17 protein-coding genes are annotated in these 22,147 nt (G+C 59.3%); 5 read left to right on the top strand and 12 right to left on the bottom strand.

The window, feature by feature from the left end:
- Positions 1-203: 203 nt before the first annotated feature.
- The 4 genes from BBDE_RS03835 to hisS form a co-directional block, all read right to left on the bottom strand.
- Complete coding sequence (locus tag BBDE_RS03835) at positions 204-998, bottom strand: amino acid ABC transporter ATP-binding protein (protein ID WP_003840762.1); 795 nt, start codon at positions 996-998, stop codon at positions 204-206.
- The gene (locus tag BBDE_RS03830) at positions 995-2,539 is read right to left on the bottom strand and encodes an ABC transporter substrate-binding protein/permease (RefSeq protein WP_003840763.1); all 1,545 of its coding nucleotides are present in this window, start codon (positions 2,537-2,539) and stop codon (positions 995-997) included. Before BBDE_RS03830 ends, BBDE_RS03835 begins: the two co-directional genes overlap by 4 nt.
- A gap of 155 nt (positions 2,540-2,694) precedes the next feature.
- On the bottom strand, positions 2,695-4,494 hold the full coding sequence (gene aspS, locus BBDE_RS03825) for an aspartate--tRNA ligase (RefSeq protein WP_003840765.1): 1,800 nt from the start codon (positions 4,492-4,494) through the stop codon (positions 2,695-2,697).
- A 62-nt stretch (positions 4,495-4,556) separates the two neighbouring features.
- Complete coding sequence (hisS, locus tag BBDE_RS03820; protein ID WP_033489198.1) at positions 4,557-5,948, bottom strand: histidine--tRNA ligase; 1,392 nt, start codon at positions 5,946-5,948, stop codon at positions 4,557-4,559.
- Between the two features lie 117 nt (positions 5,949-6,065).
- On the opposite strand from hisS, the gene BBDE_RS03815 reads away from it, so the two are divergent.
- Both BBDE_RS03815 and BBDE_RS11540 read left to right on the top strand, forming a co-directional pair.
- Positions 6,066-7,502, top strand: a complete 1,437-nt coding sequence (locus BBDE_RS03815) for a DUF349 domain-containing protein (protein WP_012902028.1) — start codon at positions 6,066-6,068, stop codon at positions 7,500-7,502.
- Positions 7,503-8,410: 908 nt separating this feature from the next.
- Complete coding sequence (locus tag BBDE_RS11540; RefSeq protein WP_012902027.1) at positions 8,411-8,950, top strand: hypothetical protein; 540 nt, start codon at positions 8,411-8,413, stop codon at positions 8,948-8,950.
- Between the two features lie 174 nt (positions 8,951-9,124).
- On the opposite strand, the gene BBDE_RS03805 is transcribed toward BBDE_RS11540, so the two are convergent.
- Positions 9,125-11,716 (bottom strand): ATP-dependent Clp protease ATP-binding subunit, encoded by a 2,592-nt coding sequence (locus tag BBDE_RS03805; protein WP_012902026.1) that lies wholly within the window; start codon positions 11,714-11,716, stop codon positions 9,125-9,127.
- A gap of 139 nt (positions 11,717-11,855) precedes the next feature.
- On the opposite strand from BBDE_RS03805, the gene BBDE_RS03800 reads away from it, so the two are divergent.
- Positions 11,856-12,875, top strand: coding sequence for a universal stress protein (locus tag BBDE_RS03800; RefSeq protein WP_003840777.1), 1,020 nt, complete (start codon positions 11,856-11,858; stop codon positions 12,873-12,875).
- 138 nt (positions 12,876-13,013) lie between these two features.
- Here BBDE_RS03800 and BBDE_RS03795 read toward each other — a convergent pair whose 3' ends face one another.
- The 5 genes from BBDE_RS03795 to BBDE_RS03775 all read right to left on the bottom strand — a co-directional run bounded on the left by BBDE_RS03795 (position 13,014) and on the right by BBDE_RS03775 (position 18,234).
- Positions 13,014-14,180 carry a DUF3027 domain-containing protein gene (locus BBDE_RS03795; protein ID WP_003840779.1) on the bottom strand — a complete coding sequence of 389 codons (1,167 nt, stop codon included), beginning with the start codon at positions 14,178-14,180 and terminating at the stop codon, positions 13,014-13,016.
- 3 nt (positions 14,181-14,183) lie between these two features.
- Positions 14,184-14,573, bottom strand: coding sequence for a cold-shock protein (locus BBDE_RS03790; protein ID WP_003840781.1), 390 nt, complete (start codon positions 14,571-14,573; stop codon positions 14,184-14,186).
- A 164-nt stretch (positions 14,574-14,737) separates the two neighbouring features.
- Positions 14,738-16,585 (bottom strand): sensor histidine kinase, encoded by a 1,848-nt coding sequence (locus BBDE_RS03785; protein WP_003840782.1) that lies wholly within the window; start codon positions 16,583-16,585, stop codon positions 14,738-14,740.
- A 13-nt stretch (positions 16,586-16,598) separates the two neighbouring features.
- Positions 16,599-17,330: a response regulator transcription factor gene (locus BBDE_RS03780; protein WP_003840783.1), complete on the bottom strand. Its 732-nt coding sequence runs from the start codon at positions 17,328-17,330 to the stop codon at positions 16,599-16,601.
- 4 nt (positions 17,331-17,334) lie between these two features.
- Positions 17,335-18,234: a TPM domain-containing protein gene (locus tag BBDE_RS03775; protein ID WP_003840785.1), complete on the bottom strand. Its 900-nt coding sequence runs from the start codon at positions 18,232-18,234 to the stop codon at positions 17,335-17,337.
- Positions 18,235-18,316: 82 nt separating this feature from the next.
- Here BBDE_RS03775 and BBDE_RS03770 point away from each other — a divergent pair, with 82 nt between their 5' ends.
- The gene (locus BBDE_RS03770) at positions 18,317-18,607 is read left to right on the top strand and encodes a WXG100 family type VII secretion target (RefSeq protein WP_003840787.1); all 291 of its coding nucleotides are present in this window, start codon (positions 18,317-18,319) and stop codon (positions 18,605-18,607) included.
- 139 nt (positions 18,608-18,746) lie between these two features.
- Here the strand turns inward: BBDE_RS03770 and groL are convergent, their stop codons facing one another.
- Together groL and BBDE_RS03760 are read right to left on the bottom strand one after the other, a co-directional pair.
- Entirely contained in the window at positions 18,747-20,363 is a 1,617-nt protein-coding gene (gene groL, locus BBDE_RS03765; protein ID WP_003840790.1) for a chaperonin GroEL, read from the bottom strand.
- 282 nt (positions 20,364-20,645) lie between these two features.
- Complete coding sequence (locus BBDE_RS03760) at positions 20,646-21,284, bottom strand: LytR C-terminal domain-containing protein (protein WP_003840792.1); 639 nt, start codon at positions 21,282-21,284, stop codon at positions 20,646-20,648.
- Positions 21,285-21,424: 140 nt separating this feature from the next.
- Here BBDE_RS03760 and BBDE_RS03755 point away from each other — a divergent pair, with 140 nt between their 5' ends.
- Entirely contained in the window at positions 21,425-22,135 is a 711-nt protein-coding gene (locus BBDE_RS03755) for a uracil-DNA glycosylase (RefSeq protein ID WP_033489192.1), read from the top strand.
- The last annotated feature ends 12 nt before the right edge of the window (positions 22,136-22,147 follow it).

Below are 22,147 nucleotides of genomic sequence, written 5' to 3'. Positions count from 1 at the left end.
CGACGACCAAAGCGGCCGCCACCCCGTAGGTCACCCTCGCCGGCACCCTATTGGTGAACGCCTTGATGCAGCGCCGGCAGATCTCACTAATGTTCATACCGGCAAGGCTATGGCCGTAAAGCAACGACCAAGGGTGAGACAGGCGAACGCAGGGTGAATTCTCATGGGCGTTCGCCTGACTTCCACGTGCAGATCGCCACCCGCTACAGCACCTTGGAAAGGAAGGTCCTGAGCCTTTCGCTCTTCGGGTGATTGAAGATCTGGTCGGGAGTTCCCTCCTCTTCGATCACACCGGCATCGGTGAAGATGACTCGCGTGGCCACCTCGCGGGCGAAGCCCATCTCATGGGTGACCAACACCATGGTCATGCCCTCCTTGGCGAGCTCTCGCATGACCTCGAGCACATCGCCGACCATTTCCGGATCGAGCGCGGAGGTCGCCTCGTCGAACAGCATCACCTTCGGGCGCATGGCCAGCGAACGCGCGATGGCCACGCGCTGCTTCTGGCCGCCTGAAAGCGAACGTGGCATGGCGTCGGCCTTTTCGGCCAGTCCGACGGTTTCGAGCAGCCGCATGGCGTGCTCACGTGCCTGGATCTCGGACTCCTTGTGCACCAACTTGGGCGCAAGCGTGATGTTGTCGATCACGCTCATGTTGTTGAACAGATTGAAGTGCTGGAAGACCATGCCGACCTGTTCGCGCACCTTGTCGATGTTCACCTTCGGGTCGTTCAGGTCATGCCCGTTGACCACGATCCGGCCGCTGGTGGCGTGTTCCAATCCGTTAAGGCAGCGCAGCAACGTGGACTTGCCCGCGCCGGAGGGACCGATGATGCAGATCACCTCACCACGGTGCACGGTCAGATCCACTCCTTTGATGACTTCGACATTGCCGTAGCTCTTGCGGAGATCCGTGACCTCGATCATCACATCGTCGGTGCCGGTTCCGCCGGTCATGCCGTCATCGAGCATCATATGCCTGACGTTGCTTTCGCTCATCGATTCACCTTCCTATCGACGATATTGGCCAGCCATGTCAGCATGGTGATGGCCACGAAGTAGATCACGCCGACCAACAGCAGGGTTTCGGTGACGCGGAAGTTCGCCGCATACAGCTGCTGGGCCTGGTAGAGCAGTTCGCCGAAGCCGATGGCCAGCAGCAGTGAGGAATCCTTGATCATGATGACCAGCTGGTTGATGACCGATGGCATGGCGATTTTGCTGGCTTGCGGCAGGATCACGCGCGCCATGGACTGACGACGATTGAGACCGAGTGAGCGAGCGCCTTCCATCTGGCCGGGATCGACGGCTTGGATGGCACCACGTACGATTTCCGCCAGGTAGGCGCCTGAGTTGAGCGACAGCGTCAGCGCACCGGCAATCCAGATGTTCACGCTGTGCCCAATCAGCTGCGGCACGCCGAAGTAGAAGAAGAACGCCCACACCAGAATCGGAGTACCACGGAAGATGGCGACATACACTTTGGAGACGCCGGAGGCGACCCTGTTCTCCCCTACTCGCATCAGGCCGAAGGCCACACCTAGAAGCAGGGCGATGGCGAATGAGATGACAGTGATGAACAGCGTGTTCTTGAGGCCAATCATCAACGCGGGCAGCGACTGCTTGGCCAGTCCCAGGAACCCGACCTTGGCTTTGGCGGTTGCGGTGGCATCGTTGTCGGTGACCATGCCGGAAATGGCCTTGACCTGCGCCTTGGCGCCCTCGGCACCGAGATACTTCGCGATGATCGTCTCGTATTCGCCCGAGGAGATCAGTTGGGCGAGACCATCGTCGATGGCTGCCAGTAGATCGGCGTTCTTGCCTTTGTTCACGGCCATGCCGTATTCGCCGTGCGGCACTTTCGGGGTGACGATCTTCAGACCGTTGTGCTGGGATACGCCATAGGCCAGCACCGGGTAATCGTCGAATACGGCGACGGCGTTGCCGGACTTGACCATCTCGTACATGGTCGAGGATTGGTCGACGGATGTGACGGTGTAGCCGTATTCCTTGGCATGTTCCTTGGCATAGGCCTCGCCTTCGGAACCGGTTTTCGCCACCACGGTCTTGTCGTCGAGGTCCTTATAGCTTTTGATGTCGTCATTGTCGGCGGCGACGGCCATCTGAATGCCCGACTGGAAGTACGGGTCGGAGAAATCATAGGTCGCCTTGCGCTCGTCGGTGATCGACATGCCCGCGATGACCAAGTCCACCTGATTCGAACTCAACGCCTGCAATGCGGCATTGAAACCGGAGGCCTGAATCTCAATTTTGAAGCCTTCCTTCTTGGCGATGGATTGGATCAGCTCCATGTCGATGCCGACCATCTTGCCCTTCTCCTGATATTCGAAAGGAGCGAACGTGGTGTCGGTACCGATCTTGTAGGTCTTGCCCTTGGTTGCCGCCGGGTCGCCGACTTCAGCGGCATGGGCGACGGGAGCAGCGGCCGCAAGGCCCAGAACCGCAACCGCAACGACCATCAACAACGTGCACAGGCGAACCCATGCACTACGAAATAGCGTTTCTATATCGGAAATCATCCTGTGAAAATAACTCTTTCTTGGTAATAGTTAGCGTTCCCCTTCTTTCTCACTGTAGCGAACGCATACGAAAACAGGTGCTCCAACCATGAACGAGGGCTGTTCGCGCATGGTGTCATGCACGAACAGCCCTCGTCCTACCGCAAGAAGAGGTGTCAGTCCTCGTCCTCATCCGGATCATAGTCGACACCGGTTTCGGCGCGCTGTTCATCGGAGATCGGAGCCGGAGCACCGGTCAGCGGATCACGACCGCCGCCGGCCTTCGGGAAGGCGATGACGTCACGGATGGAATCGGCACCTGCCAGAATGGCGGCGGTACGGTCCCAGCCGAGGGCGATGCCGGCATGCGGCGGAGCACCGTACTTGAAGGCCTCAAGCAGGAAGCCGAACTTGTCGGCGGCCTCTTCCGGAGTAATGCCCAGCACGTCCAACACACGGTCCTGAATGTCGTCGCGGTGGATACGCACGGAGCCGCCGCCCATTTCGTTGCCGTTGCAGACGATGTCGTAGGAGTCGGACATGGCATGTTCCGGATCCTTGTCGAAGGTGTCGATCCAATCCTTCGACGGCATGGTGAACGGATGATGCATGGAGGTCCACTTGGAGTGACCGACTGCCACATCATCGTCATCCGGATCATCGGTCGTCTTGAACAACGGGAAGTCCACGACCCAGGTGAAGGCGAAATCGTCGGGCTTGAGCAAGCCGGCGCGATCGGCCAGCTCCACACGCACGGCGCCCAGCAGTTCCTGCGCGGAAGTGCGACGGCCGGCGGCGAAGAACACTGCGTCTCCGTCTTCGGCGCCAACGGCTTCCTTCAGACCATTGCGCTCCTCTTCGGACAGATTCTTGGCAACGGGACCCTTAAGCTCACCGTTCTCGGCAAAGACCACATAGGCGAGACCCTTGGCGCCACGCTGCTTGGCCCAATCCTGCCATGCGTCGAACTGACGGCGAGGCGTGGCAGCGCCACCCTTGAAGAGCACGGCACCGACGTACGGTGCCTGGAACACGCGGAACGGGGTGTTCTTGAAATAGTCGGTCAGCTCGACCAGCGGGTTGCCAAAGCGCAGATCCGGCTTGTCGGAGCCATATTTATCCATGGCTTCCTGCCAGGTGATGCGCTGAATCGGCAGCTGAATCTCGTAACCCGCGGACTTCCAGATGGCGGCGATGACCTTCTCGGCCATGGCCATCACATCCTCCTGATCCACGAAGGCCATCTCCATGTCGAGCTGGGTGAATTCCGGTTGGCGGTCGGCACGGAAATCCTCATCGCGGTAGCAACGGGCCAACTGATAGTAGCGCTCCACACCGGAGACCATGAGCAGCTGCTTCAGCAACTGCGGAGACTGCGGCAGAGCATACCAGGAACCCGGCACGAGACGGGCCGGCACCACGAAGTCGCGAGCGCCTTCCGGCGTGGACTTGATCATGGTCGGAGTCTCGACCTCTTCGAAGCCCATCTCCTCGAGGGCGTGACGTGCGGCCTTCGACATCTGGGAGCGCAGTTTCAGATTGTGCTGCATGGATGGACGACGCAGATCGAGGTAACGGTACTTCAGACGCACGTCCTCGCCCGGCAACTTGTTTTCAGACTCGTTTTCAAGAGCCGTGGAGACCTGGAACGGCAAAGCGTCGGACTTGGCGAGCACCTCGATGGTTTCGGCAACGACCTCGATCTTGCCGGTGGCCAGATGGTCGTTCTCGTTGCCATCCGGACGCAGACGCACCTCGCCGATGACCCGGATCACGAACTCGGAGCGCAACGGACGCGCCATTTCCTCGTCGTAGATCACGACCTGCACCAGACCGGTGTTGTCGCGAAGATCGATGAAGGCCACACCGCCGTGGTCACGACGACGATCCACCCAACCGGCGAGCGTCACCTTCTGGCCAACGAGCTCCTCGGTCACCTCGGTGGCATGATGTGTTCTATAAGCCGTCTGGCTCATGCTTCCTCTATTCTTTGTTTCCTTATGTTCAATGAACGAAACAATACCGTATGCCTTGATGTTCAGGCTTCGACGGTAACGGTTTGCCGGGCATACACAGTATCCGGCTCCCACGACCTCGCATCAGCCGGCTGCTGGTCACCGGTGATGATGTTCTTGACTTCGTCGCCGACACCATCCTCGGCGGCATCGGAGGGGAACCACACGTACGGGACGCCCAGCTTGTCCGCGTATTTGATCTGCTTGCCGAGCTTGGCCGCAGTCGGGGCCACATCGGCCGCGATGCCGCGTGCGCGAAGCTGGTTGGCGATTACGTTGGAAGCGGAACGGTCGGCTTCGTTCCACACGGCCACGAGCACGCTTGCCGGGGAAACCCGGTTGGCGTGCGCACCGGCGGCATGCAGCATGTAGGAGACCAGACGGGACAGGCCGATTGACAGGCCGACGCCGGGATACTTTTTGTTGCCCTGCGAGGCGAGGTTGTCGTAGCGGCCACCGGAGCAGATGGAGCCGAGTGATGCGGCGCCATCAAGGAAGGTCTCATATACGGAACCGGTGTAGTAGTCCAGACCGCGGGCGATCTTCAGGTCGGCGATCACGGAACCCGGACGAATGCGCGCTGCCTCATCAACGATCATCGCCAAGGTGTCGAGGCCCTGACGGGCCAGCACGTAGGCGTCGGAATCGGCCGCGATGTCGTGCTTCGCGCACAACGCATCGAATTTTTCGGCCAGATCGGCTCCATTTGCGGCGGTCAGTTCGGCCAGTTCAAGGCAGGCTCGTGCCTGATTTTCGTTTGCACCGCAGCCTTCGACGAGCAGCTTGGCCACTTCGTCGGCGCCGATCTTGTCGAGCTTGTCGATCTCACGCAGCACGCCTTCGACGTCGGTCAGTCCCAAACCGCGATAAAAGCCTTCGGACAGCTTGCGGTTGTTCGCATGCACGGTGGCCTTCGGCAAGCCGAACTCGCGCAGACGTTCGAGCGCCGACACCATGACCAGCGGCAATTCGACCTCGTAATGGTCAGGCAGATCGCCATTGCCGATCACATCGATATCGGCCTGCACGAACTCGCGGAAACGGCCCTCCTGCGGACGCTCGCCACGCCACACCTTCTGAATCTGCCAACGCTTGAAGGGAAAGGCGAGGTCACCTGAATGCTCGACCACATACCGACTCAGCGGAACCGTCAGATCAAAATGCAGGCCCAAACGATCCTCAATCGGAGTGTCGGACTCGTGACCGACCTCCTGCAGACGACTCAGCAGGTAAATCTCCTTGCTGGTCTCACCCTTCTTCAACAGGCTCGAACCCTGCTCAACCGCACGAGTTTCAATGCCGATGAAGCCATTGAGTTCGAATACATTACGGAGCGTGTCGATAACACGCTGCTCCACAACACGTTCAGAGGGGAGCCACTCTGGAAATCCTGAAATAGATGCGCCTTTTGCCACGGTTCCCTATAATAAATGAGGTTGCGGAAAATGCCGCACGATTGTTCAGGCTTTCCTGGGTCGATCTGCGTCATCCGCTTCCCTGCACTACATGAAGCTTACTTAAAGGAGCTGGCCATGGCCGACGAGAATGTCACCGCGTCCGAGAACACCAATGAAATCACCGAGCAGGCGACGACGCCCGCAGCCCAGGCCAGCAAACCGGCCGTTCCAAGCCCGGCAGCGATGAAGCCGCACGCCCCATCCCCCGCCGCATTCGCCAAGAAGACTCCGTCCCACCCGGCTCCGGCAGCCACCGGCACCGGCTTCTCCGAGGCTGATGTCAAAGCCGCCGAGGCTTTCGGACGCGTCTCCGATGACGGCACCGTATTCGTCAAGGAGGCAGAGGGAGAACGTGAGGTCGGCCAGTTCCCGGATGCCTCCAAAGAAGAGGCCCTGGCATTGTATGCACGCCGTTACCTCGATCTCAAGGCCAAGCTCGACCTGTTTGCGAACAGGCTCAAGTCCAGCAGCGTCAAGTCCCGCGAAATCGACGACTCGCTGAAGACCTTGTCCGAAGAGACCGAACAGCCGGCCGTCGTCGGTGATCTGGCGGCCCTCAAGGCGCAGTTCGAAGCCTTGAAGGAAGAGGGTGCGGCCAAGAAGGCCCAGCTTTCCGAAGCCCGTAAGGCAGCCGTGGCCAAGGCAGTGGCCGAACGCACCGTCATCGTGGAAAAGGCCGAAGCCCTTGCCGCCGGTCTTGACAGCAACACCAACTGGCGTTCCACTTCCGACAAGTTCCGCTCGCTCTTCCAGCAGTGGCAGGAGCATCAGCGCAACAATGTGCGCATCGACAAGGCCGATGCCGATGCGCTGTGGTCCCGCTTCTCCACGGCACGCACCGCCTTCAACGTGGCACGCCGCAAGTGGGCCCAGACCCGCGACGCCGAACGCAACGAAGCCAAGGAGGCCAAGGAAGCCATCATTGCCGAGGCCGAAGCCCTGAAGGACTCCACCGCTTGGGTGGAAACCTCACGCAAGTTCAGCGAGCTGATGGATCGTTGGAAGAAGGCCGGCCGTGCGGGACGCCGCGAGGATGATGCCATGTGGGCCCAGTTCCGTGCCGCCGCCGACACCTTCTTCAACGCACGTCAGGCGGACCGTGACCAGATCAGCTCTTCCGAAAAGGAGAACCTGGCCAAGAAGGAGGAACTGCTGGTCAAGGCCGAAGCCCTTGTTCCGGTCAAGGATGAGGAGGCCGCCAAGCAGGCGCGTCAGGCACTTGCCGCCATTCAGGAGGAGTGGGATCAGATCGGCTATGTGCCGCGCGACGAAGTCCGCCGCATCGAAGGCCGTCTTGACGCCGTGGATAAGCAAATCAAGGCCGTCGAGGATGCTGCTTGGAAGCAGTCCGATCCGGAAGCCGACGCCCGCAAATCCTCCTTCGAGGAACAGCTGAACGCCCAGCTGACCGAGCTCGACGCCAAGATCGCCGCTGAGTCCGATCCGAAGAAGAAGGCCAAGCTCGAGGCCGAAAAGGCTACCAAGGAACAGTGGCTGAACGCCATCAAATAGCCTTGGTTCGGCTGCACGCGACTTGACGTCACACGCACGGTCCGTAACGCAAAAGGGCGGGTACGTAACTTTTTTAAGGTTGCGTACCCGCCCTTTCGTCATATCCAGAGAATTCACCCATCGAAACCAATCTATATCCACAAAAACCGCCCTATATCCAGCACCAGATGTCATGAATAAGCTCCTATGTGTGGAATCAGACTGTTTTTCGCTGGAACAAAGCTGGTATCTGCAGGATTCAAGACACATTCAAGACGTCTACATCACTGTGCGATGCGCACCGCCGAGCATCGGACCATATCAATCATCAAACGACCAAATCAAGCGCCAAAAGACTTATCCACACCTCTTTTGACCGTAACACGCCGATACCACCCCGTAGCGACCCTTAAGTTATCCACAATCGCCAAATCGACTAGACCACAGAACATGGGTTTCCCTATGCTCGAACAATGAACATCAGGGCAGTTATCAGACAACGCCTGCGGCAGGCACAGTCCCGGCGCATGTGCGTTCTCGCACGGAACAACAATGAAAGCGCCTTGCTTCACAGACTCACCATGCAAGGCATCACATGCCGTCCCTATCCGGGAATGTACGCGGAAAAAACATACTGGAATGGTCTGGACGCAATCGAACGATCCCGACATATATGCAGAACGCTGGCCCAACATCATCCCAACATGATTTTCAGCTCGCTCTCCGCGGCGGCATTATGGAGACTCGACCATTCAACCGCTTTGCACAGCAACGGCACCATCTACATCGCCTCTACGTCAGGAAGGGGTGGAAGCTACTGCAATCAAATCAAACGCGTACATACGGCATCAAGATTTCTGGACCAAGCCGTAAATCTGGATGGCGCCAAGTCAACCGACATATTCCGCACTCTTTTTGATTGCGGACGCATGCTCTCTTTTCGTAACGCATTTGCGATTTTCGAATCCGCGATTCGAGACGGGCATGCTTCGCGACAGCAGATCATCGACTATTGCGATGAGCCGTATGTCGGCAGAAAACGTGAGCTGGCGATTTCCGTCGCACAACATGCCATCGGCATTAGCGAGAACGGCGGGGAATCATTTTGCCTGGCAACCATGATCGAAGAAGGCGTTGCGTTGCCTACGCAACAGGTGGAATTCGTGCATCCTGTTTCCGGCGAGCGCCGCCGCACCGATTATGTATGGCATACGGAGGATGGCCGAACGATTGTCGGAGAACTTGACGGACAGGACAAATACGTGAATCCGACGATGACCGGAGGACATACGATCAGCGACATTGTGGAAGAGGAACGACTGCGATCCGATACATTACGAGCATGCGGCGTCGATGCCGTCGTAAGGTTCACTTTTCTTGATGCGGTCAGGCGCACGCCGCTCATCAACAAATTACGTGCGGCCGGAATACCGTTCACAGCCAAGCCTTCGCTGCCCCACCATCGGTAATCTGCGATACAAGCGTGTGTACACCGTGCAGGACAAACACGACGCCAAAATACTGATCCATATCCAACAACACATATATGAAATCCACAAAAAGCGGCTTATCCATGACAACAATCTGTCATGGATAAGCCGCTTTTTGTGGATTTCAGCCGCTTAGTGCGGTATCCGAGTCACTTATTCGGTTTCGGAAGATTCCGATGCCGAATCGGCAATCCCGGCCGAAACCTCGACGGGCTCGGCGGAATCTGACTCAGACGACTCAGACGACTCGTCCGCCGTCACCGGCTCCTCAAACGCCTCTCCGGAGAAGGTGAATTCGCCCAGAATGCCCTCGCCTTCGGCATCGACCTTCACGCGCTGGCCGTCTTCGAGGTCGCCCATCAGAATCTTCTCCGATATGGCATCCTCGATGTCGCGCTGAATCACGCGGCGCAATGGACGGGCACCGAGCAGCGGGTCAAAGCCCTTCTGCGCGAGCAGGTCCTTGGCGGCATCAGTGAGCTCGAGCGACATGTGGCGGTCGAACAGACGGTCGTTGAGCTGCTTGACGTCAAGGTCGACGATCTGGCGCACCTGCGGCTCGGTAAGCTGCTTGAACACGATGATGTCGTCCAGACGGTTCAGGAACTCCGGACGGAACTGCTGCTTCAATTCCGAAGAGACCTGATCCTTCATGCGCTGGTAGCTCGACTCGGTGTTCGTACCAAGATTGAAGCCCGTGTTGGCGGCCTTCGCGATGTCGCGGGTGCCGAGATTGGTGGTCAGGATGATGATGGTGTTCTTGAAATCTACCTTGCGGCCCTGGCCATCGGTCAGATGACCATCATCGAGCACCTGCAACAATGTGTTGAAGATGTCCGGATGCGCCTTCTCGATCTCGTCGAACAGCACCACGGAGAACGGCTTGCGACGCACCTTTTCGGTGAGCTCGCCGCCCTCCTCATAGCCGACATATCCCGGAGGGGCGCCGAACAGACGCGATGCGGCGTACTTTTCGGAGAACTCCGACATATCCACGCGGATCAACGCGTCCTCATCATCGAACAGGAACTCCGCCAGCGTCTTGGCCAGCTCGGTCTTGCCCACACCAGTCGGGCCGGCGAAGATGAATGAACCGGACGGGCGCTTCGGGTCCTTCAGGCCCACACGCGCACGGCGGATGGAGCGGGACAGCGCCGACACGGCCTCGTCCTGACCGATGATGCGCTTGTGCAGCTCGGATTCCATGCTCATGAGCTTCTTGGATTCAGCCTGAGTGAGCTTGAACACCGGAATGCCGGTGGTCTGCGAGATCACTTCGGCAATCACATCCTCGTCCACGACCATCTTCACGTCGGATTCGCCTTCACGCCAGGACGATTCCTTCTCCTTGCGCTCAGCTTCCAGCTTCTCCTGCCTGTCGCGCAGCTCGGCCGCCTTCTCGAAGTCCTGGTCCTTGATGGCCTGATCCTTCTCTTCGGCCAGCTTGGCCACCTTCGCATCAAGCTCCTTGAGCTCCGGCGGGGCGGTCAGACGGCGGATACGCAGGCGCGCACCGGCCTCATCGATCAGATCGATGGCCTTATCGGGCAGATGACTGTCCTGAATGTAACGCGAAGACAACTCTGCTGCGGATTGCAGCGCACCATCGGTAATCGTCACATGATGGTGATTCTCGTAGCGTTCACGCAGACCCTTCAGGATCTCGATGGTTTCGGCGATGGTCGGCTCATGCACCTGAATCGGCTGGAAACGGCGTTCCAGCGCCGCATCCTTTTCGATGTACTTGCGGTACTCGTCGGTGGTGGTGGCGCCGATGGTCTGCAGTTCGCCGCGAGCCAGCATGGGCTTAAGCATGTCGGAAGCGCCCAAGGCACCGTCCGCGGAACCTGCGCCCACGATGGTATGGATCTCGTCGATGAACAGCACGATGTCACCACGGGTCTTGATCTCTTTCAAGACCTTCTTCAGGCGTTCCTCGAAATCGCCACGATAGCGTGAACCTGCCACCATGGAACCCAAGTCCAGGGAATAGACCTGCTTGCCTTTCAACGTCTCCGGCACATCGCCGGCGTTGATCTTCTGGGCCAAACCCTCGACCACGGCGGTCTTGCCGACGCCCGGCTCACCGATCAGCACCGGATTGTTCTTGGTACGCCGGCTCAGCACCACCATTACGCGTTCGATCTCGCTCGAACGACCGATCACCGGGTCGAGCTTACCCGAAGCGGCTTCGGCGGTCAGATTGCGACCGAACTGGTCGAGAATGGCCGAACCGCTCTGGTTCCGCCTATCCTGCACGCCGCCGGCATTGGCGAGATCGCCCTTGCCTTCACCCTGGCTACCGCCTGAATTGCCACGGATCAGATCGATGGTCGCACTGCGCAGCTCGCCGAGATTGACATCCATCTTGATCAGCACCTGGGTACCGACGCCTTCGCCCTCATGAATCAGGCCGAGCAGAATGTGCTCGGTACCGATATAGCTGTGCCCCAGCTGCAACGCTTCACGCAACGACAGCTCCAACACCTGCCTGGCATGCGGAGTAAAAGGAATGTGGCCGTTCGGCGACGCATTCCCCTTACCGATCATCTCTTCGACCTGCTTGCGGGTATCGTCCAACGACACACCCTTCGAGGCCAGCGCCTTCGCGGCGACGCCCTCACCCTCACGAATCAGGCCGAGCAGCAGATGCTCGGTACCGATGTAGTTGTGCTGGAGGGTACGAGCTTCTTCCTGAGCCAGCACGATCACGCGCCGGGCACGGTCTGTAAACCGTTCGAACATGCTTGTCCTTCCACTCTTATTAGTCCTTCAACACTCTACCGATTCACGATGACGTTTATTCCCACGCGCATGTGAATTTGCGCTCTCGACGCAACCAAACCGATATGCTTGGTATAGGGCAACGACCAAGGAGGTCATCATGAGTAGCGACACCACCCTACAAACCACCGAAGCCGGCGTTGACACGGACATTCGTCAACGTGACATCGTAGTCGGTGTCGACGGTTCCGACGAATCCTTCGCCGCGTTGCGCTGGGCACTGCAGGAGGCATCCCTCACCGGCCAGCGGGTCAATGCGGTATATGGCTGGACGCATTCGTGGGATATGGGTTCGGAACCGGATTCCGAAGAGCAGTGGGCGGCCATGCGCCATGGCATCGCGAAACGTCTGCGGGACTGGGTGGCGCAGGCCAGTTCCGGCATGGCCATCAATGAGGACCGTGTCAAACTCACTTCCGTAAGGGCTTCCGGCACCGCAGCCCTGTTGGAAATCGGCAAGGACGCGCAACAAATCGTAGTGGGCCGCCGGTCGCTCGGTCGCGTGGCCCGATGGTTTTTGGGCTCATTGTCGGCATCGCTGGCCGAGGAGGCGAAGGTTCCGGTCACCGTGGTGCGCATTCTCGATGATGAGGAGGCCAGCGTGCAAGATGCCATCGCCAATGCGCTGACCCCCGGCGATCGGGAGGTGCGTTTCGACATGCCCGGATCGCCGCTGCCGAAGAACCAACGTCCGATCGTGGTCGGGGTGGACGGCTCGGAAACGTCGAAGCACGCGTTGCAGTTCGCCATTGAGCTGGCGTCCATTCATCACGCGCCGTTGCAGGTTATGTTCTGTTGGCAGTTGAAGGATCTCGGCGTGATCGAAGGATATGAAAACGCCGTCGCACCGATTTCGGTTGGCCAGGAGCGAGCCGAGCATCTGTTGGACGAGATGATCGATTCCATTGAGATTCCCGCGCGAGACATTCCCGATGATTTCGACATCGAATCGCATGCCTTCCACATTTCCGCCGCGAAAGGCCTTATCGCGGCCTCGCGCTTCGCCCGCCATCTGGTGGTTGGATCACGTGGACTGTCCGGCATGGATGCGCATTTCCTCGGCTCGGTATCCAAGCAGATCGTGAATTTCGCAGATTGCACCGTCACCGTCGTGCACTGAACGATGCACATTCGTCATGGTGAACGATTGAAGCGTAAATGATCGAAGCGAATCAGGGAATCCAACCGACACCGGCATCACACGGGCATCAGGATTCCTTGACTCGCTTCGATTGTCTACAGTAACGTGAGGAAGGCGTTACTGTTCAGTCAGTTCCGCGGACTCCGTCTCGGATGGCTTCTCCGATTCCGTCGACTCGGGGGATTCCTCCGGTCCGGCGGAATCCCCGGTTCCCCCAGCCTCTTGTTTCACGGGCTGTTCCCCGGTTTCAGCAGGCTCCTCATCATCGGAGGACTTCTCGGTCTCTTCGTCTTCACTCAGATCGAGCGTGGTCTCCACCTCAGGGCTGTCCGCAGGTTCGGCATGTTCCTGCACGTCCTCCTGCGATGCCTCGTTGTCATCGATGGTGTTGGCTTCGATGTCTTCTTCCGAAGCCTCCTCCTCATCGTTCGGATTGGGCTCCTCGCCTTCCAGTTGTTCGATCAGTTCGACGGAACCGCGTTCCTCACGCGGAGCTTGGGCGATGATGTCGATATGCAGGTCGTCGAAGGCCGGCTTGGATTGCACCCACAGATGCGACGGCTCCGGCGGCTCGATTTCGGAATGCTCGCCGCATCCATGGTCGACTGACACCACGCGACCGTCATCGGGACTCCACTTGTTGGCGCACACACCGAACAGTAGATTCAGCTCACCTTTCAGGGGAATGAAGAAACCGCAGGTGGAACAAGGATTGCCGTCAGCCGTCTTGGTGGACAGCGACTTCGGGCCACGCGGCCCCTCATACCAGCGCTTGGCGGTCTGTGCACGCCCCAAGGGCGTCAACACATGCCTGCGGGACAGTTCGAATTCCTCAACCGCATCTTCGACATCCTCCTTGGATGTCTCAGACGTTTCAGACATCTCGGGCGTCTCGGCCGAAGCGCCTTCACCGGCGTCCGTCGCACGAAAGCCCTCTTCCAGGCGAGGATCATCCGGCTCGGTGCCGATGGAATCGGTCACCGCCAGATCGGTGGGTTCGAGGCGGTCCTTCCAGGGAATCCATGCCGGCGGGCGCAATGCCTTATCCGTCGGTACCAACGATGATTCGTTGACCGTCCAATGATCGAGTTCCACGTCGTGGTACAGCGTCACCGACCACTGCCAGCCTTCATAGCCGCGCACACGCGTCTCGAAACGAAAATCGGTGACGTCATCACCTAGGTCGATGGCTTCGACGAAGTCACCGACCTGATTGTCCTCGTCGGCGACTTCGATGGCCACCGCCTTGGCGATCGCCTGGGGATCCAAAGTGGTATCGGGCATAAATCAGTCCTGTACGTCGAAATTATCGGCAACGGCACGCATCAGCGTGGCCAGCTTCTTGCTTTCGGCCGGCGAAGGGTAGCGATGTCGACGCAACTGGTTCCCTGCGGAATCCAGCAACTTGATCAGATCCTCGACGATGGCGGCCATGTCATCCGGCTTCGGTCGGGTGGCCTTGACCAGTGACGGGGCCGATGCGACCAATGTCACGTTCATCGCCTGAGGTCCCCTACGCCCTTCGATTACGGAGTATTCGACCTTCGCGCCCTTACGCAGCGTCTTCACGCCTTCGGGCAACGCAACGGCGGGCAGAAACACATCGGCGCCCTGCTCGTTCTGAATGAATCCATAGCCTTTGTTCGTATCAAACCAACGAACGCGTCCGCTAGGCATTGTCACCTCACTACTTTTCACATACCTGCTTGCGGATGCTCGTCATCCGCCTATTGCAAACCAAGGATATAGTCTAGCGCAAGAGGTGGGATGATGACCAATGCCGGCCCTTCGCAGAAGACGGGAATATGATCACACCCGCCATTGTTCGCGCCAGTCGGCCTCTATTTCTTCGTTTTCCGGCCCTTCTTGTCCGCCTTGCGTGTTTCCGCTTCCGGCACGGGTCGTGGCTCGACCGGCGCGACCGGCAGTACCACCGTCAACGTCAGGCCTCCCCCTTCACTGCCGGATGCGCAAATGAAACCATGATGCGCTTTGACCACCGATTGCGCGATGGCCATGCCGAGTCCGGTACCGCCCTTCTGCCGTGCGCGGGAGGGATCGGCGGTATAGAAACGTTCGAAGATCTTCGATCGGGCCTCAGGCGGTACGCCCGGACCGTGATCGGAGAATCGTACGATGGCATAGTTCATGCCCACCTGCATGGATTGGCCCACTTCGATGGCCTCGACCAGATGATGCATGGACCGTTCGTTGGCGGGCATGCGCGACAACGATTCCGGGCTGATCGATGCCGGCAGCACGCCCATGGAGATCTCCACCGGCGAATCGGCCGGCGTGTACCGGTGGATGTTGCCCACGATGTTGGTGACCACCTGGCGCAGTCTTGAGGCGTCACCGGTCAACGTGATCGCCGGCATGTCATCATCCTGGAAGGTGAAGTCGGACGGGTGCTCCAGATCGGTTCCAGGCTTGATCGCTATCAGGCCGCAGCGGATGCCACGGTCCGGATCAAGCGCGTGCAGATCATCGGCCGCATCGCGCACCACCGAAGTGAGCGGAACCTGCTGCGTGATGTCGATACCGCGGCCTTCGTCAAGTCGCGCCAAGGACAGCAGATCCTCCACCAGCACCGTCATACGCGCACTGGAGGCTTCGATATGTTCGATGGATTCGTCGGCGCGTTCAAGCGCCCCCGGCATATCGCGTTGCATCTTATAGAGTTCCGCATAGCCATGAATGGCGGCCAACGGCGTACGCAGCTCATGACTGGCGTCGGAGACGAACTGCTTCATCTTCTCCGTTGTCTCCGCCTGTGCATGGAAGCTCTCCTCGATACGGGTCAGCATGGTGTTGAGCGACACCGACAGCGAGCCGACCTCGGTGTTTTCCGGCATATCCGGAACACGCTGGCTCAGGTCGCCGGCCGCGATTTTCGCCGCCGTCTTCTCGATGCGCTTGAGCGGAGTGAGTGTGCTCTGCACCACGATGGTGCCTAGAATCGCGCCGAGCAGCACAACGGCGATACCTACCATCGCGCAGTACCTGGTCAGCGTATTCGTGGTATCGATCTGGTCACTCAACGACAGGCCGATGTACACGATGCCGCTGTTTTTAACCTGGCCGTCCTTGCCTCGCTCGCTCCATGGCAGGGCTACGACACGCCACGGCGATTGGGCCGCCTGCATGGTGGAATGATCCGGCACATGGTTACCGGTGACATGGACCACGGCCTGAGTGGTGAAAGGCTGCCCCAGCGTCACGCCGTCGCTGCTGCCGTCCGCCGGCAGGCTCGGTTCGGAAACCACTCCGTCTTTGAGCACCGGCACCAACCCGGTTCCGGTGATTTTGCTGTCACTGGTGCGCACCTCCACGTAGTAGGTGTTCATCAGGCTGTTCCTGCTGTTCTCGCTGTCGGTGGTATCGCCCAGCGAATCCATATTGTTGAACACCAGCTGCGCCTGGTTGATCAGCTGCGTATCGGTTTTCTGCAGCAGGTAGTTGCCGACCAGCGTTCGGATGGAGAACGAGATGCCAATGGTACCGATGGTCAGCAGCACGATGATGCAGGTGACCAGTTTCGTGCTCAGAGGAATCGCATCGACCCGTCTGCCGATACGTCGAAACAACGATGGGCGACGGGCTGGCGACGTTTGAGATGCGGCCTGCGCCGCAGGCCCGCCCTGAACGCCTGCATCGTCAGGTTGTGTTCGCTTGGTGTCCCGGCTCATCGATCGGATCGTCTCAGTTCTTGGGTGCGCGAATCATGTAGCCGATGCCACGTTTGGTTTCGATGAGCGGGGTCACCTTATGCTCTTCGCCGTCGGCGTCCTCGACCACGATGCCGTCGACCTTCTTACGTAGATAGGAGATGTAGGATTCCACGATTGCTGCGTCGCCGCCCCAGTCGTACTGCCACACATGGTCAAGAATCTGCGCCTTGGAAAGCACCCTGCCTTCGTTGTCCATCAGGTAACGGAGCAGTTTGTATTCGGTGGGGCTCAGATCGATCGGCTGGCCGGCACGGGATACGTCATGCGAATCCTCGTTGATCTCCAGATCGCCGACCCGGATGATCGGATCGTCCTCCACCTGTTCCTGGGTACGGCGCAGAATGGCGCGGATGCGCGCCACCACTTCCTCCAGGCTGAAAGGTTTGGTCACGTAATCGTCGCCGCCGACGGTCAGGCCCATGACCTTGTCTTGGGTGTCATCGCGTGCCGTCAAATACAGCACCGGTGTGGCGATGCCTTCCTGACGAATGCGTCGGGTCACCGTGAAACCATCGATATCCGGAAGCATCACATCCAGCACGATCAAATCGGGTTGCGTTTTTTCGATGACCTCGATGGCCTCGGAACCGGAGGCCGCGGTATTCACCTCGAATCCCGCGAAATGCAGCGAGGCCACCAGCAACTCGCGAATGGATGGTTCGTCATCGACAACGACAATTGATGCTTCAATAGGCTTACTCATGCCTTCAAGCTTCACTCGATTCGCTGGACGTTTCCTGAACGATATCTGGGTCTTCCGTTGAAGATTGCGGATTCCACGCCTTTGCCGGCTCCGTCTTCTCCTCGACCTCACGATACGTCTCGAATTCGCCGCCTTTGGTCTTGCGATGGCTGCCGCGCCTCTTCCTGCGCCGCTTCGGATGTTTCTTACGATAGATGTGGAACACTACGATGATGACGACCAACAGCACCAGAACGGCTCCCATGATGCCTACGCCGATCATGGTGACGTTCGATGACGTGGACGTCTTTTTGGCCAGTACGATCTGATCCATCATCGCCGTGGCCGATTTCGACCAATCGGGCGTGGACTCCATCAGCGGCTTCTGCGCGGCATCCGACAGCGCGTCCACCGTGGACTTCTTCTTCAGCCATTCGTCGGAGTTCGACGATACCGCCACCACTAGGTTACCGTCGTTCGCGGCCACGGCGAGCAGCACGGTATTCGGTTGGGGCTTCAGGGATTCCAGCAAATCGCTCGCCCACTGGGATGGCTTCTTCTTACCCGTATTGAACGTCGACAGGTACAGCAGTCGAACGGTGACCCCGGTCTCCTTTTTGGTGTTCTTGATGGCGTCGGTGATTTCGGACACATTCGATCCAAGCAGGTTTTCAGTATCGGTGATGTTATCCGTCGCGGTGATGCCGGTCTGTGTATCGTTCGTCTGCGTATCATCGGCCCATCCGACGGGAGTTATGCACAACGTCATACAGCAGCACAACATGGCTGCCAACAGTATGAAAAGCGCGTGAATCCAGCGATGTTCGCCTTGGGCATACTGACGCGACACGCCGATGCATCCGGTTTGGGACCATCCTCCGACCACAGCCTTCGATTGTGCATTGGTTCCACTCACTTTTGCCATACGCTCCACCTTACCGTTCGGATACGCCAATCAGTAAGCGAACGGCTGATATGCACACATTCAACGATGAAAGGAACACACCATGCCACAGTTTCAAGTCGATTCGGAACAGATACAGTCATCCAGCGCCGCAGTGAGCGCCTCGATCCAATCGATTCGACAAGCGGTACAGGGCATGTACGGCAATCTCAACAACCTGCAGAGCGTCTGGAGGGGCGGCGCGGCCACACAGTTCAATGCCGTGGCCGAACAATGGCGTGCGGCGCAGCAGCAGATGGAACGGTCCTTGGAATCCATTCAACATGCGCTCATGCAGGCATCCTCGCTGTACGCGGACACGGAAATGCAGGCGTCCCGCCTATTCGCACAGTAGTGGTGGCATCAGTAAGTGGTGGCATCACCCCGCATGGCCGGCAAACGCAAGGAACCCGTCTCCTCCCAAAGGAAAGACGGGTTCCCGTAATGTCTGTTCGCTCAGTCAGCGATCGGACCGATCGGTTATATCAGGCCGATCAGTAGCCCATGTCGGCGCCAGCGGCCGGAGCGGCTGCCGGCGGTTCCGGCTTGTTGGCCACCACAGCTTCGGTGGTCAGGAACAGGCCTGCGATGGAGGCTGCGTTCTGCAGGGCGGAACGGGTGACCTTGACCGGGTCGGTGACGCCGGCGGCCAGTAGATCCTCGTATTCGTTGGTGGCGGCGTTCAGACCCTGACCGTCGGGCAGAGAGCGAACCTTGTCGATCACCACGTCACCGGACAGGCCGGCGTTCTCGGCGATCTGCTTGATCGGGGCCTCGATGGCGCGGAACACGATTGCGGCGCCAGTGGCTTCGTCGCCTTCGAGCTGAACGTCCTTCTGGGCCTTGGCGGCAGCCTGGACCAGAGCGACACCGCCGCCCGGCAGCAGGCCTTCCTCGATGGCGGCCTTGGCGTTGCGCACGGCATCCTCGATGCGGTGCTTGCGTTCCTTGGCCTCGACCTCGGTGGCGGCACCCACCTTGATGACCGCGACGCCACCGGCCAGCTTGGCCAAGCGCTCCTGCAGCTTTTCACGATCGTAGTCGGAGTCGGTGTTGGCGATTTCGGCGCGGATCTGAGCCACGCGGGCTGCCACGTCCTCCTTGGAGCCGCCACCGGACACGATGGTGGTCTCGTCCTTGGAGACGATGATCTTCTTGGCAGTGCCGAGCACGGACATGTCGATGGAGTCGAGCTTCAGGCCCAGCTCGTCGGACACGACCTGTGCGCCGGTCAGGATGGCCATATCCTGCAGCATGGCCTTACGGCGGTCGCCGAAGCCCGGAGCCTTGACGGCGCAGGACTTGAACGTGCCACGGATGGTGTTCAGGATCAGGGTCGGCAGAGCCTCGCCGTCAACGTCCTCGGCGATGATCATCAGCGGCTTGCCGGTCTTCATGACCAGCTCGGCCACATGCACGACATCCTGCTGGGAGCTCAGCTTGCCGGAGGTCAGGAGGATGTACGGGTCTTCGAGCACCGCGGTCTGATCCTCGGCGTTGGTCACGAAGTACGGGGCGATGTAGCCCTTGTCGAAACGCATGCCTTCGGTGAAGTCAAGATCCAGGCCGAAGCGGTTGTTGTCCTCGACGGTCACGACGCCATCCTGGCCGACCTTGTCCAGCGCTTCGGCGATCTTCTCGCCGACTTCCGGATCCGCGGCGGAGATCGTTGCGGTGGCAGCGATCTGATCCTTGGTCTCGACGTCCTTGGCAGCTGCGACGAGCTCCTTGACGATGGCCTCGGAAGCCTTCTCGATACCACGACGCAGGGCGATCGGGTTGGAGCCGGCGGTGACGTTCTTCAGGCCTTCATGCACCAAAGACTGGGCCAGCACGGTGGCGGTGGTGGTGCCGTCGCCAGCGACATCGTCGGTCTTCTTGGCGACTTCCTTGACCAGCTCGGCGCCGATGCGCTCGTACGGGTCATCAAGGTCGATTTCCTTGGCGATGGAAACGCCGTCGTTGGTGATGGTCGGGGCGCCGTAGGTCTTGTCCAGAACCACGTTGCGGCCCTTCGGGCCAAGGGTGACCTTGACGGTGTCGGCGAGCTTGTCGAGGCCCGCGAGCATTCCCTGACGCGCTTCGTCGTCGTATGCAATGATCTTTGCCATTGTTCCTCCACATATGGCTACACGGTATTGTTCCCACTGTCGGAGACGAGTCCGTGATGCCGGCCGTCAGCTGCCAGTTATCACTCTCACTCCTCGAGTGCTAATTGTGCAGATTAGCACTCTCGGGCCTCGAGTGCCAAACCGAGGTGCGTGCTTTGCGCTATCGGCAAGAACACCGGCCCCTTCGACGCCACGGCATAGCCCTGCGATTCCGGTATTCTTCCAACGCCGGGACCCCTGCCCGATACGGACAGGGGTCCCGGCGTTTTTCGTGACGCGCTCTCAGTTCAGCAGCACCACCACAATCGGGGTGACTAATCCGTCACTCTGCTCGACATTGGTGATTCCCAGCGTCTGGGCGACATCTTCGGCGGTTGCCTTGTCGGTTTCGTTCTGGTACCAGACCACGGTCTGCGTGGGAACCGTACCGGTCGGGTTGCTGGGGGTCACACTCGTATATCCGGCGTTGGTCAGCTCGTTCGCCTTGCTTTGTGCGTAACCGGTGACGTTCGTGGCATTGATCACACGGATCTGGGTGTCCTTGTTCACGATCTGCTCCGGCGTCGCGGACTCGGTCGGTGACGCCGTATCGCTCGCCTCCCCCGTGGCGTCCGGAGTCTGCGTGGCGGTGGCCGTATCACTGGACTGCGCTTCGGCCGTAGCCGTCTTCTTGGTGGATGCGGTCTGTGACGAGCTTGCCTGCGACGATGACCACGGCATCTTCAACTTGCCGATTTCACCGGAATAGATTCCCCAGAACAGCAGACCGGCGAGCAATGCCACCACGACCACTATGACGTACGGCATGGCACGGGATGCGGCCGATCGCGCACCCCGGTGGACGCCCATCGGCCCCGCCGGGGGATTGTCGAATGCATCCTTGGCATAGGAATCATAGGTTTCCTTGTCCTGTTGAGCCATCTTACGACCTCATTTCTCGCACACTTACACTGAAAGTGTACTGACCACTGCAGTCAGCGGCCAATTCGCGTCGCGTGCCCCAGTCATGCACGCACGACATAGGCGTACAAGGTCGTACCATGGGTCGTACAGTAATACCCATGACTCAAGCTCATATCAAGCCGTTATCCGAACTTATCGAGCCCGGTTGGGCCACGGCGCTGTCCGATGTGGAGCCGCAGGTGCATCGCATGGGCGATTTCCTCAGGGGAGAGATCGCCGCAGGCCGCCCCTACCTGCCCGCCAGCAAGAACATTCTGCGTGCATTCACCATTCCGTTCGACGACATCAAGGTGCTGATCGTCGGTCAGGATCCCTACCCCACCCCGGGCCATCCGGTCGGCCTGAGTTTCTGCGTGGCCCCCGATGTCAGGCCGATTCCCCGAAGCCTCACCAACATCTATAAGGAGCTGACCGACGACCTTGGCCTGCCCATGCCGGCCAACGGCGACCTGACACCGTGGACCGGGCAGGGCGTCATGCTGCTCAACAGGTGCCTGACCGTGGGGGTCGGCCATCCGAACAGCCACCAGGGCAAAGGTTGGGAGCCCGTCACCGAAGCGGCGATCCGCGCGTTGAACGCGAGGACGAACGCGGACGGCACCCCCAAGCCCCTCGTCGCCATACTCTGGGGTCGCAATGCGCAGACGTTGGAGCCGTTGCTCACGAATGCCTTCATCATCAAATCTCCCCATCCAAGTCCGATGTCGGCACGTTATGGATTCTTCGGCTCGAAGCCGTTCTCTCGCGCCAACGCGGCGCTGACTTCGATGGGATCCTCGCCTGTCGATTGGTCTTTGCCGTCAGCTTAACCAGTTACAGTA

It is taken from the genome of Bifidobacterium dentium JCM 1195 = DSM 20436 (genome assembly GCF_001042595.1).
GTDB classification, from domain to species: Bacteria; Actinomycetota; Actinomycetes; order Actinomycetales; family Bifidobacteriaceae; genus Bifidobacterium; species Bifidobacterium dentium.
The sequence above is the reverse complement of the archived record's forward strand: the minus strand, read 5'-3'. Positions and strand labels throughout refer to the sequence as shown.